Here is a 13695-nt window from a genome sequence, read left to right on the forward strand (position 1 = left end):
TTAAATTATCTATATTAAATTTATTTTTTAGACGAAAGTCATATTTTTAAGACGGATGTCATTTCTGATTGATAACTTCGTCGGGAATCAGGATGATTTCTACCCGTCTGTTTTGTGCTTTGCCGTTTTCGGTAGTATTGTCGGCGATAGGTTTAGTGTCGCCATAACCTTTTGTTGCAAAGCGGCTCGCCGGAATGTTGGAAGAAATAACCAGCCAATCGCGCACGGCAAGGGCGCGTTGCTCAGATAATTTCTGGTTGCTGGCCGGATTTCCTACATTATCGGTATGCCCTTCAATAATGACTTGAGTATTGGGCTGTTTTTCAATTTCCTTGATCACGTTAATTAACGACTTATTGGCGTTGGCTTTTAATTCGTATTGGCCGGACTCAAAGAGCGCAAGGCTGTCAATCGTTAACACCACGGGTTCAATTTTTTTAGGCGTTTCTTGTACAACGGGCTTCGGTGGCTCCAATAACTTATCAAGTGTAGGAATTAAACCTTCGGCTCGGTAAAGCCCTAATCCGTAATAAGAGGGAATACCTTCGTTTTGGTAACGTTTCAATGTATTTAGATCGGCATATAAAACGTTGGTTATTCTTTGTTGCTCGGATTCCGGCAGCTTATCTTTATTCTTAAATTCATTTACGTGAGCATGAATTTGTTTCAAGAATTGCGCATTGTTGTATGCCGAACACATGATTGCGATCCATAGTGCTAAAGCTGCAACACACAGTAGTTTGAACACTAACTTCAACTGCCAATTGGTTTTATAAAAAGAATCTTGATCAATCATCTTTTGAGGCAAATGAAGTTCGGAGTTCTCTTGGCCGATATAGGCATATTGAATGTTCAGACGGCCTGTGCGGTTGGAGATAAATTTATGCCATGGAGAGTGAGAGGATGCGGCAGCATTATTCAGAATGCCGATGGTTCTCACATTGATATGATTCCACCCTGTATTTTGTTGGCTTTCAAAATATTGTTTTAAATATTCAAGGGTTTCAATCAGGTGGACGTAATGTCGGTTTTGCAGAGCCTTTTGGTTATGAATAAATTCTGACGCCAAATATTGTTGAAAGCTTTCAAACTGTTTCGGTAAGTTTGATTCTTGAACTTCTGCGTTTAATTTGTGTGAGAACCATACGGGTTCTAGCAGCTCATTTTCCCCTAAAAAATCGACAGGCATTTTGATGGCCAAATTTACAGGGATGCAGGCATTAAGATTTTTTTGGAGGAAAAGAATATTTCTCAGCCAGTTGGTAAGCAAAGAAGTGGGGTCGGCATGGCCAGCGGGGCGGCAAACGAGCGCTAACCCTAAAAAAAGCGGTTTGCTTTTGTATTCATCCATCAAGCCGATAACCACTTTATTTAAATGTTCGGGATTGCTTACAGGAATATAAGCGATGCCGTCTGAAACGCTGACTTTGTTATCCGTTGAATCGGGATCAGCATCTAAAGTGAAGATGAATTTATCCACCTGCTCAAGATTTTTGAGCTGGCTGTGAATGCCAAGAGATTCGTGAGCATAATCCGTATTTCTCGCAAAAAATTGTTTCCCTTTGAAAAACCATAGCGCGGCACAGCTTGCAGCCATCAACAGGAGCACAATACTTTTCATAAGCCAATGGGCATTGACATAGAAAACGATGATGCAGAAAGCTGCCAGCCCGGAAGCCAGCAGCATGGATAAAAAAGTATAACGATTTGAATTCATATTTCAGTCGTACTTACTTGGTTGTGATTTGTTGTGCTAAGCCGCTCAAATAAAAGTCGTATATGAAATACGTCACAATGGTGACCGCCAGCAAGCAGGCAAATACCCATCCCGGATTAAAGGAGAAGCTTTTGGGCAACAACGTGCCTTTTTGGTCGGAATGGAAAAAGTGGCCGTCTGAAGTTTCTGTAGCAGTGTAAGCAGGCTTCGGTAAAAAACGGCTTAATTCGTTTCGCCATTTTTGAGCTTCTTGTTCATCTAAAATATATCTGCCTCTAAAGCCCAAATTTAAAATGCTCAGATAGCCTTCGGCTATTTTGGTATTGGGTGATTTATGAGTACATAATTCTTCGATTCTGTCGCACAAAACATCGCCGGCGTGATAAGACTGGAAGAAATGAACTTGCAGCGGTTCCATTTCCCAAGCATCGCGGTCTTGTCCTTGTAGGTGCTTGAGCGCGATTTCGTCTAACAAGGCACATTGTGCATACGATAAGGCATCAATTTCTTCTGATGAAAAGCCATTCTCGTGCAGATGGTTTTTAAATTGGGTGACTAAGGCTTTGCCATGTTCGTGCCAGGTTGCAGTTGTTTCAGGCGTGGCACCGGCGGAGAGGGCGGCCACGGCAATGGCGGTATCACGTAAACTGCTTCTGATTAAAAATTGATTATTCATTTACAGATGTCTCTCAATTAAAGGTTTACTACGGCGTATAAACTTAAGCGTAAATTGGTTACGGATGCGGGAACGTAAATGCTGAATGCTTGAGATTCCAGCATGCGTTTAAATGCAGGGTGGTTTTTATCCAGCCGGAAATAAACATTATCCATCCGCACAGGAAGCCCTGCCGGAGCTTGGTTGAGCAGTTGCAGCGGCACGCCCAATACGGCGGTATTGATTACTCTTTCTACGTCATCCGGTGCGCCGACTTTGCTAACTAATGGCAGTTGCTTTTGAAGCTCCAGGAACGACAAAGTATCCGAATGTGCCGATAGGAAGAACTCTGCCGAGCCGTCGATACGGCTATCAAATATTTGAGCTTTCCATTGGGTCGGCTTGAAGTGATCCAAATTGATTTCAATAACAGGAGAAGGAATCACTTCATCAAGCAGGTTTCTGATTTTGATTTCCAAACCGCTGAAAGTTTTATATAAATCGTAATGATCGTAGTGATCGATGTTTTCAACCGATTCGGAAATGCGGAAGGTATAGAGCATTCCCAAAAGTCGGCTGAGTAATTTGTAGAGTTCTTCCGGATGGTGGTTCGGGTGTAATTCCAAATGCGAGATTTCCGGATAAACGCTGTTTAAGCTGTGTAAAAACCAAAACAGCGTTGAATCCGATACGGAGAAGTCGACAAGGTCTTCGCTGCGTGCTTTTCTGCGTGCAGACAAACTATGAATGCGTGAGAACAGTAAAGACTTAAGTCTTTGCAGCAGTTCCATTAAATAGGAGGAGCTTTCAAGCAGCACGGAAGGAGGGACATACCGGCTGTCGAAAACCAATTTCCCATGCTCGTTTCTAACCAGCTTGGCTAGTGGGCATAAAATGTAGTTATCATTGTTTTCAAAATCGAATCTGAGTTGCATGTTGTATTGTTCAACTGCAATTTCGACTTCTTCATCCGAAAATAAATCGGAAACGGTTTGGAAATACTTTTTGAAGCGGCGCGGCGTGCCGATACTGTCTTGTTCTCCCAGTAAATTGGAAGTGTGGCTCTGCCAAACCGGGATAGCCAGATAAACAAAAGTACTTTTCGTGGTTTCGGGAACGATGTCTAAAGGACGGGCTTCGATAATATCGTTGCTCAAGCGGGTATCCAGCAGGATTCCGTCCGGCAGGCATAGTTGCAAAAAATCAACTTTCACTTTGCCGACTTCGAGTGCCTTGTAATCAAGATGCTGTTGTACAACACCCCAATTAAATGCCCCTGTTGTTTTGAGCATAGTCGCCGATACAAAATCATTGTATTGATTTTGTTGCTGAAAATGCTGAGGCGACAATAATATGCCTTCTTCCCATAATGGCTTGTAAATCTTCACGACTGCTTTATTCCTAAAAAATAACCGATAATCATCATTTCTGGACAATAGCATATCTTAGCTCCTATACTCAAAATAAATAATTAGCGGTATATTTTCAAAACTGAACGAATAGGATGTCGATTCATTGCCGCAGTATGGTTTTTTGAAACGTGTACAAGGTTTTATCTTTGTATGATTTAAACAACAGTCTTTAGGATGGCAACAATCATGAGTAGCAAGAGTTTTCAAAACGAAGTACCGCCAGCGCGGATTAACATTAAATTGGATTTGCACACGGGAGGAGCGCAAAAGAAGGTAGAGCTGCCCCTGAAATTATTGGTGGCAGGTGATTACAGCAACGGACAAGACCACAGACCTTTGGCCGAGCGCGAGAAGGTTAATGTCAACAAAAACAACTTTGATTCGGTGCTCGCCGACTACAATCCCAAAGTGAATATTGCAGTTAAAAACACTTTGGCAGGCGACGGTAGCGATTTGAACGTTGATCTGAACTTTTCATCTATGGACGACTTCCACCCGGAGCAGATTGCCAGAAGCGTTCCTGAATTGCGTGCGTTGTTGGCCATGCGTAATTTGTTGCGCGATTTGAAATCCAACTTGTTGGATGACGCCGGCTTCCGTCGTGAATTGGAAACCATTCTGAAAGATGAATCTTTGTCTAAAGAATTGCGTAACGAGCTGGAAAAAATTGCTCCTGTTGATAAATAAATTTCAACAACGTAATGAATATTGAATAAGGAAAAGAAGATGCAAAAAGTCCAGCAAGCCAAAACAACGGTTGTTGAAAACGCTGAAACCACTAAAGGTGGCAATATCTATGAAACACTTTGCCAAAAAATCAATTTAAACGCTGTTGATTCGGTTATCGATATCGAGAAATTCCAAAGCAATGAAAAGATGTCGGAATCTTCTGCCGATGAGCGTATCGCAGCTGCTGTAAACGTATTCTTAAAGATGGTTCAAGATTCTTCTCAAAAAGTAGAACGTCTTGACCGCAGCTTATTGGATTACCACATTGCCAGAATAGACGAGAAAATCAGCCGCCAATTGGATGAAATTCTTCACAATGAAGAGTTTCAAAAGGTGGAATCCGGCTGGCGCGGTTTGAAATTTTTGGTGGATCGCACAGATTTCCGCCGCAATGTGAAAATCGAAATTTTGGATGTCTCTAAAGAAGATTTGGTACAAGATTTCGAAGATGCGCCCGAAATCTCACAAAGCGGTTTGTACCGCCACACTTACACAATGGAATACGATACTCCGGGTGGCGAGCCTATCGGAGCGATTATTTCCAACTACGAATTTGGCCGAAACCCTCAGGATATTGCTTTGTTGCGTAATATTTCCCGCGTTTCCGCTTCTGCGCACATGCCGTTTATCGGTTCGGTTGGCGCGGAGTTTTTCGGTAAGGAACATATGGAAGAAGTGGCTGCGATTCAGGATATCGCCAGCTATGTTGACCGTGCGGAATACATTAAATGGAAGAGCTTCCGCGAAAGCGAAGATTCGCGCTATATCGGTTTGACCCTGCCGCGTTTCCTTGCCCGTCTTCCTTACGGCAGCGACACTGTGCCGGTGCGCAGCTTCAATTACGAAGAACAAGTTAAAGGTAACGACCACGACCGTTATTTGTGGGCCAATGCTTCTTTTGCGTTTGCTGCCAATATGGTGCGCAGCTTTATCAATAACGGTTGGTGTGTTCAGATTCGCGGCCCGCAGGCAGGTGGTTTGATTGAGGATCTGCCTATTCACATGTACGACTTGGGAACCGGTAATCAGGTGAAAATTCCTACCGAAGTATTGATTCCCGAAACGCGTGAATTTGAGTTTGCCAACTTAGGTTTTGTACCTTTGTCATTCTATAAAAACCGCGATTATGCCTGCTTCTTCTCTGCCAACTCGGCACAAAAACCGGCTCTGTATGAGACCAAAGAAGCTACTGCCAACAGCCGCATCAACTCACGCTTGCCGTATGTATTCTTGCTGTCGCGTCTGGCTCACTACCTGAAACTGATTCAACGTGAAAACATCGGCACTACTAAAGACCGCCGCATGCTCGAATTGGAGTTGAACACGTGGATTAGCGGTTTGGTAACGGAAATGACCGATCCGAGCGATGAATTGCAAGCTACCCATCCCTTGAGAGAGGCCAAAGTGATTGTTGAAGATATCGAAGATAATCCGGGCTTCTTCAAAGTGCGCTTGTATGCCCGTCCGCACTTCCAAATTGAGGGCTTGGATGTGAACTTATCTTTGGTATCACAAATGCCGAAAGAAAAGAAATAAATTTTGGTCATGCAAAAAGCACTCTGATGAAGAGTGCTTTTTTATACGAGGCCGTCTGAAAATTTCAGACGGCCTTTTTATTCTTATAGTTAATCCACTTAATTTTTAATAAAAGGCAGCAAGCTGCAGACAGTACAGTTGGCTCGCTTCAGCGGCTTACATCATCGTTCTCTTTGAGCTAAGGCGCAGCAACGCCGTCGTAAAAGTTAATGTGGATTGACTATATTTAAAGCCAATCATTTTATTTCGCCATCTCGGCAAACACTTCTTTGGCGGTGGCAACGGTTTCGTCTATCAATTCAGGCGTATGCGCGGCAGACATGAAGCAGGCTTCGTAAGCCGAGGGGCCGAACGCCACGCCGCGCTCGAGCATGCCGTGGAAGAAGCGTTTGAAATCTTCGATGTTGGAGCGGGTCATGTCGGCATAGCTTTGCGGCGTGCTGTCGGCAAAGTAAAGGCCGAACATGCCGCCGACGTAATCGGCGCTGAAGGTAACACCGGCTTCTTTCGAGGCCGTCTGAAAACCTTTAACCAGTTGTTCGGTGAGCTTGGCGAGGTTTTCGTAGAAGCCTTCGCGTTGGATGATTTCGAGGGTTTTCAAACCGGCGGCCACGGCCACGGGGTTGCCCGACAATGTGCCCGCCTGATACACGCCGCCGAGTGGGGAGATGCAGGCCATGATGTCTTTGCGGCCGCCGAACGCCGCCAACGGCATGCCGCCGCCGATCACTTTGCCCATGGTGGTTAAGTCGGGCTTGATGCCGTGCAGCGATTGCGCGCCGCCCAAAGCCACACGGAAACCGGTCATCACTTCGTCGTAAATCAACACCGCGCCGTGTTGTTTGGTAAGCGAACGCAGGGCTTTGATGAAGTTTTCAGACGGCCTCACCAAGTTCATGTTGCCGGCAAACGGTTCGAGAATCACGCAGGCGATTTCGCCGCCGATTTTGGCGAAGGTTTCTTCGAGTTGGGCGAAGTTGTTGTATTCCAAAACCAGTGTGTGTTTGGTGAAATCTCCGGGCACACCGGCGGAACTGGGGTTGCCGAACGTGAGCAGGCCGCTGCCCGCTTTGACTAGAAGGCTGTCGGAATGGCCGTGGTAGCAGCCTTCGAATTTGATGATTTTGTCGCGTTGGGTAAAGCCGCGTGCCAAACGGATGGCGCTCATGGTGGCTTCGGTGCCGGAGCTGACCAAGCGCAATTGTTCCACGCTGGGCACGAGTTTGGCGATTTCCTCGGCAATCACGATTTCGGCTTCGGTGGGCGCGCCGAACGACAAACCGCCCAACGCCGCTTCGCGCACGGCTTCAATTACTTCGGGATGGGCGTGGCCGACAATCGCGGGTCCCCACGAGCCTACATAGTCGATATAGCGGGTATCGTTTTCGTCCCACACATACGCCCCTTGCGCTTTTTTGATAAAGCGCGGGACGCCGCCGACGCTGCCGAATGCGCGCACGGGCGAGTTGACCCCGCCGGGGATGATGTTTTTGGCACGATTGAAGAGCTGTTCGTTGCGGTTCATGGTTAGCAATCCTTTTATCGAATAGATGTATCGGGAGGGCGTGAGGCCGTCTGAAAAAATGAATGCGTTATTTTAGCAGCTTTATTTTCAGACGGCTGGAGGCATTGAGCAGGAAGTCCGGTATGTTTGAAGATGATTGGGCGTGCCGCATCAATAAAAAAAAGGCTGCCTGTGAAAGCAGCCTGACTAAGTCTGTCAACTTGAATGAACGGAATGAAATCAGCGTTGGCGTGCCTTGAAGCGCGGATTGCTCTTGCAAATCACGTAAACTCTGCCTTTGCGGCGCACAATTTGGCAGTCGCGATGGCGTTTTTTGGCGGACTTTAAAGAAGATAAAACTTGCATCATTTATCCTTTCTGAAAGAGTTCATCATGGATTGGTAACGTTGGTTGAACTTGCTCGCACGGCCTTCGGTGTTATAAGCACGTTGCCTGCCGGTATAAACCGGATGGGAAGCGGAAGAAGTATCCAACATAAACACAGGATATTCATTGCCGTCGTGCCACTTCATCGTTTTGCCGTGCGTATTGGCGCAGGAACGGATCAACCAGCCTTCATTGGCGCCGCTGTCGAAAAACAATACAGTGCGGTAGTCTTCGGGGTGCAGATTGGGTTTCATAAAATAAGCTCCATTAAATGTTATAATGTAACATTATAGGCTATTTAAGAATGGTTATCAAGTGTGAGCAGGCTTTGGTAGGATTTCGATTCGAAAATAGGCAGGGTAGGGAGAGGGGAAAGCTTTACATGGGTTCATGTAACAATAGAAAGCGTCCTGATTAATTTTGGATGGAGTAGGCTTTAAAGTAGTGTTTAAATGCTTGGAAGTAGCACTTTTGCAACATGTAAATGTAATTTGAATTTTTATTTAAAAACAATCTATAAAAGAAAATATTACCTAATTTGATAGGCATAACCTCTAAAAATAAAGCTTAGTGATTCTTAGCACCCCAAGGCCGTCTGAAATTTCAGACGGCCTTTTGTCATACCCATATTGGGCAAAGATAGCCATTCTGCTATATTGCCAAAGCATACATATTCAATCCCGATACTTTGAATACAGTTTTGGAACGCCCGCGATGACCCCGACCCAATCCTACCACCTTACCTTCTCCCGCTTCAGCCCCTCCCTCTCCGTCGTTTCCTTCACCGCTACCGAAGCACTCAACACAGCCTACCGTCTCGACATCGAACTTACTTCTGTTGATTCAGACTTACCGCTGTCGTCCTACATCAACCAAGCGGCCAAGTTTACGGTAACGCCGGTGAGTAGCGATGCATTGGGACTGATCGAAGGAATGATCGCCCCCCAAGCGCTGAAGGAATGGAGCGGCATCATCACTTCGTGCGAGAAGCTGTCGGTATCGGCGGACGAGACCCGTTACCGCATGGTATTGGAACCCCGCATCGCCGCATTGAAGCACCACCGCACTTCGCGTCTGTTTCAAAACCAAAACGTGCCCGACATTATTTCGTCGCTGTTGAAACACCACGGCTTCTCCGGCGTCGATTTCCGTTTCAATACCTCACGCGAATACGGTGTACGCGAGTATGTGACCCAGTATCAGGAATCCGACTTTGCCTTTCTCAACCGGCTGTGCGAAGAAGAAGGGATTTGGTATGCCTTCGAGCAGAATGCCCAATATGGCGATGTGGCGGTATTCGGTGACGATGCCGCCCATTATTTTCGCAGCCACACTTCCCCCTATCCCTACCGCCCCCACGGCGGGTTGGAGAGCGTTGGCGAGGAAGCGGTGTTTGCCTTACAGGTGAAGCACAATCCCATTCTCGAATCCATCCGCGTCGGCGACTACAACTACCGCGATGCCGATACCGACTTATCGTCCGCAGTAACGGCGAAGGGTACGGAAACCGACAGCAGCGTCTTACTCGGCAGCGACAGCCATTGGGGTTTGCATCAAAAAACACCCGAAGAAGCCCAACTTCAGACGGCCTTACTGCAACAGCTCGACCACAGCCGCCGTATCGTCGCTTCCGGCAGCGGCAACATCACCGCGCTTCGCCCCGGTCTGGTGTTTCAGACGGCCCCGGCTTTCAGCGAAGCACCCAACGGCTGGTTGGCGGTATCGCTCACCCACAGCGGCAGCCGCGACCAAGCATACAGCCATACTTTCACCGCCATTCCCGCCGACAGCATCTTCCGCCCCGAACGCATCACCCCGTTGCCGAAGATCCAAGGCAGCCTTCCCGCCAGAGTCACCAGCCCCGGCAACTACACCTACGCCTATATCGACAATATGGGCCGTTACCGCGTCAAACTGCCGTTCGACCTTGATGAATGGAGTCCGGGCGGAGAAAGCCGTCCCATCCGCTTAGCCAAGCCCTATGCCGGCCCCGACTACGGCCAACACTTCCCGCTGCACGAAGGCACCGAAGTAATGCTGTCGTTCGTACAGGGCAATCCCGACAGGCCCTACATCAGCGGAGTGATGCACGACAGTTCCCACCCCGACCACGTGCCTGCCGATTGGAACACCCGCAACGTTATCCGTACTTGGGCGAATAATAAGCTGCGCATGGAAGACAAACAGGGGCAGGAACACATCAAATTGGCGACCGAATACGGCAAAACCCAACTCAACCTCGGCCATATCGTCGACAGCCAGAGACAAAAACGCGGCGACAACGGCGAAGGGTTTGAATTGCGTACCGACAGTTGGGGTGCGGTTAGGGCGGGGAAAGGCTTGTTCATCAGTACCGACGCCCAAAATCAGGCTTCGGGACAGGTATTGGATATGGATGCCGCCATCGCCCAGCTCGAACAAGCAATCTCCCTAGCCAAAAGCCTCAATAAAGCCGCCCACACCGCCCAAAACGAAGCCACCGAGGCCGAAGCACAGGCAGGCCGTCTGAACGACAGCCTCAAACAGCTGCAACGCGCCGGCATCATCCAATCCGCCCCCGACGGCATCGCCAGCGCCACTCCGCAAAGCCAGCTGCACACCGCCGGCCAACACATCCACCATATCAGCGGCGGCGACACCGACATCAGCGCCGGCCGCAACTTCACTGCCCATGCGGTCGAGAGCGTCAACCTGTTCGCCCAAAGCAAAGGAGCAAAACTCCAAGCCAATCAGGGCAAAGTGGAGATACAGGCGCAGAACGACGAGATGCAAATCAACGCCCTCAAAGACGCCACCATTACCAGCAGCGCGGGCAAAGTGACCGTGGCGGCCAAAGACGAAATCCTGCTCATCAGCGGCGGGGCGTACATCAAGATTAAGGATGGCAACATTGAGCTGGGCTGTCCGAAGATGGTGTGGGTGAAGTGTGCGGGGTTTCAGGTGATGGGGCCGAGTAGTATGAATTTTAATTTAGTTGATTTCCCTAAAAGTAATAATGAGGCGTTTTGTCTTTTAGATGACCAAGGCTTACCTATAGCAGGATTTAAATATAAAATAATTTCATCAAGTGGTGAAATTTACCGCGGTATTACCGATAAAAACGGTATGACAGTACGTATAGACAGCGGATTAGATATAGAGGATTTGCAGATTTATGAAGACTTTGAAGATTAATTTCAAATGGAGTAAATGATATGGCAGCTAGTGCAGTTAAAAATCCTCAAAGCCAGCCTATAGGCACGGGCAGAACCAATCCGCCAAACCATACCAAGGTAGAAGTTCAAATCAAACCGCTTACCATCAGTATCTTTTTCGACGGCACCGGCAATAACCGCTTTAATACGGCAGCCAACCGTAAAAAAGACCCTTTCCAGCGGGACTACGACCAAAAGCGCAAGAGCGTTAGCTACAACAATTATTATTCCAATGTTGCCATACTGTATCTGTCACAAGATCCACAGATAGGGATGCACGAACAAATCTATATCGAGGGCGCAGGCACCTTTAAATACAAGGAAGATACCGATTACGGTTTGGGTTTTGCCCGCGGCGAAAGCGGTATTGAGGCACGAGTGGATGAGGCTATCAGTAAAGTTGTAAAGTTAGCATCTAAAACAAGGAAAGTAAGGCTTAATGTTTACGGCTTCAGCCGCGGAGCGGCCTATGCTCGTTATTTTTGCTGGAAGATTAAGCAACAGGAAAAAGCTTTAAACATACGTTGCTATATTAACTTTGTCGGTCTGTTTGATACCGTTTCCTCGGCTGATGTGGCACATTACAACGATGTGGAAGAATTTCATCTAGATATTGGTGCGCCGGAGGGTATCCGCAGAATCGTGCATTTAACTGCAGAAAACGATTATCGTGCCCATTTCCCGCTTACTCCAATTAAAACGGCGGCGACCAAAGAAGATATTGGTTTCGAGTGCCGCTTCCCCGGTGCACATTCCGATATTGGAGGTGGCTATTACGAACCTTGGCACGATAAAGAGCTTATGCTCAGCCATAAAAATATGGCACTGGTAAGTACCAACCATATTTATTACAAATGGTATGTGCAGAAAGGCTATTTCACCGAAAACCAACTGAAAACCAAAGGCTATTATCCTCAGGAATATATTGTTGGCAGTCGAGAAATCAAAATCGATTATCAGTTTATTACCGGCGGTATTATGATGGAGATGATGAAGCAGCAGGCCGGCTTTGTAGAAAGAGATGGTTCTCCTATTGGTAAACAGATTAAAGCGATGAGGTCTATTCCTGTGTTGGATAAATTTTACACACAGGCAAAAAATTATGTGTTGAGCAATTATATGAAAAGCGGTCTTCATTTTAAAGTGCCATTGCTAACACCCACTGAGATGAAGCAGATTTATAACCGTTTTGTGCATATCTCGCTGGATGCCAAGGGGGGGGCGGTAATTAATCCTGCAAATACCGGCACACCCAAATCCAAAAGCAAAACACCTAGCGGCAACCTTAACCCGCTGGCACCGCTTCGTCCCAAAGTAACCGAAGGGTACCGCTCATGAAAATCAAAACGGCATTATGGGCAGCAGCATTGTTATTGGTTCTTCTTACGGGAGTATGGAAATTGTCAAACCATATAAAAAACAAAGACTTGTTTTATTACTATGTATCAGTAAGTGGATTCAACGAAATCCTTTTCGATTATCAGGGTTCATACCTGACTGATGAAAAAGGCGAACTGATTACCTATTACGGCGGTTTTATCGGTGCGGTCGGCGCGTTGGGATTTGGTTCGCAAAATTCCGGAAAGGGCTGGCAGCCTTTACCAGCCACGATGCATATCCGCTTTTTCGACCCGATAGCCGACCAATTCTGGCAGGGGAAATTTACCCTGCCGCAAGAAAAACTGAAAGAACTGTTTACCCGCTGCGAGTATGTGGAAATTTTGAGACCCGGCCGCCCTACAATCTGCCCTTTCTCGGAGCTGGTTGTTAATGCCTCCCCCAGCGGGCAAGTGTTTGTATATGCAGGCCGCTATCCGACACGTTTTATCGGTGTTTACCAGGCGCAGAAAACCGATATGGAATGGGAACCATTTTATTTCGGGTTGGGCTATCCCAACAAGTTTGTAGACAGCAGGGAGGTTTATGTGACCAATATGCGTAGTTATTTTGCCAAGAATGAACATCGGGAATTTTGGCGTAACGAACTCAAAGAAACACCCTCTCCCTACGAACCTGCCTATTGGCAGCGCTATTTCAAACAATACGCATGGAAACTGACCACTGCAGCACCTTTTAAATTGGTGGAATATAATGCCGATTATGTTAACGGTGAGATGTTTAATACTTTGGAACATGAAGCTAACCTTTTCCGAAATGCAACAGTACCTTATCACATATTATTTTTTATAATTAAAGATGATGGCAGCAAAACCCAACTGCGGATGGAGTTCGACCAAAAGTATATGATGCATAAATTCGAGCAAGCAGGAAAAACGGGAAGGTCGATAGAATTTCATGCCGATTACGATGAGAAAGCCGAAATATTGGATACCTACCTAACCGTTCAGGGGCAGGAAAGAATAGAGTTAGAAGCTAAAGTTGTTGAAAATATGAGTATGTATTTTAAGTGATAGTATGGTTTCTACGGGCCGCCTGAAAATTTTCAGACGGCCTAACGACGATTTTTTCAGTTGATCACAGACCAATTTTCTTAATATTCTGTGCCACTCTAATTCATGTATGAAATCGACAACTGTAAAGTATCAAATTCCAATTCCACT

The 13695-nt window shown here is 46.7% G+C and carries 11 protein-coding genes; 5 read left to right on the top strand and 6 right to left on the bottom strand.

The features are described from left to right. Window positions 1-58: 58 nt before the first annotated feature. The 3 genes from CKV66_RS03970 to tssK are packed head-to-tail and all read right to left on the bottom strand — an operon-like array spanning window position 59 to window position 3814. Window positions 59-1717, bottom strand: coding sequence for an OmpA family protein (locus CKV66_RS03970; protein WP_085364069.1), 1659 nt, complete (start codon window positions 1715-1717; stop codon window positions 59-61). A 13-nt stretch (window positions 1718-1730) separates the two neighbouring features. After that, window positions 1731-2393, bottom strand: a complete 663-nt coding sequence (locus CKV66_RS03975; protein ID WP_085364068.1) for a DotU family type IV/VI secretion system protein — start codon at window positions 2391-2393, stop codon at window positions 1731-1733. Between the two features lie 17 nt (window positions 2394-2410). Next, window positions 2411-3814: a type VI secretion system baseplate subunit TssK gene (gene tssK, locus CKV66_RS03980; RefSeq protein WP_231990519.1), complete on the bottom strand. Its 1404-nt coding sequence runs from the start codon at window positions 3812-3814 to the stop codon at window positions 2411-2413. A gap of 156 nt (window positions 3815-3970) precedes the next feature. On the opposite strand from tssK, the gene tssB reads away from it, so the two are divergent. Together tssB and tssC are read left to right on the top strand one after the other, a co-directional pair. Further along, window positions 3971-4471, top strand: coding sequence for a type VI secretion system contractile sheath small subunit (tssB, locus tag CKV66_RS03985; protein WP_085364066.1), 501 nt, complete (start codon window positions 3971-3973; stop codon window positions 4469-4471). 39 nt (window positions 4472-4510) lie between these two features. Further along, the gene (gene tssC / locus CKV66_RS03990; RefSeq protein ID WP_085364065.1) at window positions 4511-6049 is read left to right on the top strand and encodes a type VI secretion system contractile sheath large subunit; all 1539 of its coding nucleotides are present in this window, start codon (window positions 4511-4513) and stop codon (window positions 6047-6049) included. Window positions 6050-6290: 241 nt separating this feature from the next. Here tssC and hemL read toward each other — a convergent pair whose 3' ends face one another. The 3 genes from hemL to CKV66_RS04005 all read right to left on the bottom strand — a co-directional run bounded on the left by hemL (window position 6291) and on the right by CKV66_RS04005 (window position 8194). Next, the gene (hemL, locus tag CKV66_RS03995) at window positions 6291-7574 is read right to left on the bottom strand and encodes a glutamate-1-semialdehyde 2,1-aminomutase (protein WP_085364064.1); all 1284 of its coding nucleotides are present in this window, start codon (window positions 7572-7574) and stop codon (window positions 6291-6293) included. Window positions 7575-7793: 219 nt separating this feature from the next. After that, window positions 7794-7919 carry a type B 50S ribosomal protein L36 gene (ykgO, locus tag CKV66_RS04000; protein ID WP_085364063.1) on the bottom strand — a complete coding sequence of 42 codons (126 nt, stop codon included), beginning with the start codon at window positions 7917-7919 and terminating at the stop codon, window positions 7794-7796. Next, the gene (locus tag CKV66_RS04005; RefSeq protein WP_085364062.1) at window positions 7919-8194 is read right to left on the bottom strand and encodes a type B 50S ribosomal protein L31; all 276 of its coding nucleotides are present in this window, start codon (window positions 8192-8194) and stop codon (window positions 7919-7921) included. Before CKV66_RS04005 ends, ykgO begins: the two co-directional genes overlap by 1 nt. A gap of 460 nt (window positions 8195-8654) precedes the next feature. Here CKV66_RS04005 and CKV66_RS04010 point away from each other — a divergent pair, with 460 nt between their 5' ends. From CKV66_RS04010 to CKV66_RS04020, 3 genes are read left to right on the top strand one after another with little or no spacing between them, the layout of a single operon-like run. Beyond that, window positions 8655-11114 carry a type VI secretion system Vgr family protein gene (locus tag CKV66_RS04010; protein WP_095197834.1) on the top strand — a complete coding sequence of 820 codons (2460 nt, stop codon included), beginning with the start codon at window positions 8655-8657 and terminating at the stop codon, window positions 11112-11114. A 20-nt stretch (window positions 11115-11134) separates the two neighbouring features. Then, window positions 11135-12472, top strand: a complete 1338-nt coding sequence (locus CKV66_RS04015) for a T6SS phospholipase effector Tle1-like catalytic domain-containing protein (protein ID WP_085364544.1) — start codon at window positions 11135-11137, stop codon at window positions 12470-12472. Further along, on the top strand, window positions 12469-13545 hold the full coding sequence (locus tag CKV66_RS04020; RefSeq protein ID WP_085364543.1) for a DUF2931 family protein: 1077 nt from the start codon (window positions 12469-12471) through the stop codon (window positions 13543-13545). Before CKV66_RS04015 ends, CKV66_RS04020 begins: the two co-directional genes overlap by 4 nt. Window positions 13546-13695 lie beyond the last annotated feature (150 nt).

The sequence above is a fragment of the Neisseria zoodegmatis genome (assembly GCF_900187305.1).
Lineage (GTDB): Bacteria > Pseudomonadota > Gammaproteobacteria > Burkholderiales > Neisseriaceae > Neisseria > Neisseria zoodegmatis.

Coding starts and splice junctions, on each gene's coding strand:
- tssK (WP_231990519.1), bottom strand. CDS start 3,814: ATGCTATTGTCCAGAAATGATGATTATCGGTTATTTTTTAGGAATAAA.
- tssB (WP_085364066.1), top strand. CDS start 3,971: ATGAGTAGCAAGAGTTTTCAAAACGAAGTACCGCCAGCGCGGATTAAC.
- CKV66_RS03975 (WP_085364068.1), bottom strand. CDS start 2,393: ATGAATAATCAATTTTTAATCAGAAGCAGTTTACGTGATACCGCCATT.
- CKV66_RS03970 (WP_085364069.1), bottom strand. CDS start 1,717: ATGAATTCAAATCGTTATACTTTTTTATCCATGCTGCTGGCTTCCGGG.
- CKV66_RS04015 (WP_085364544.1), top strand. CDS start 11,135: ATGGCAGCTAGTGCAGTTAAAAATCCTCAAAGCCAGCCTATAGGCACG.
- tssC (WP_085364065.1), top strand. CDS start 4,511: ATGCAAAAAGTCCAGCAAGCCAAAACAACGGTTGTTGAAAACGCTGAA.
- CKV66_RS04020 (WP_085364543.1), top strand. CDS start 12,469: ATGAAAATCAAAACGGCATTATGGGCAGCAGCATTGTTATTGGTTCTT.
- CKV66_RS04010 (WP_095197834.1), top strand. CDS start 8,655: ATGACCCCGACCCAATCCTACCACCTTACCTTCTCCCGCTTCAGCCCC.
- ykgO (WP_085364063.1), bottom strand. CDS start 7,919: ATGCAAGTTTTATCTTCTTTAAAGTCCGCCAAAAAACGCCATCGCGAC.
- hemL (WP_085364064.1), bottom strand. CDS start 7,574: ATGAACCGCAACGAACAGCTCTTCAATCGTGCCAAAAACATCATCCCC.
- CKV66_RS04005 (WP_085364062.1), bottom strand. CDS start 8,194: ATGAAACCCAATCTGCACCCCGAAGACTACCGCACTGTATTGTTTTTC.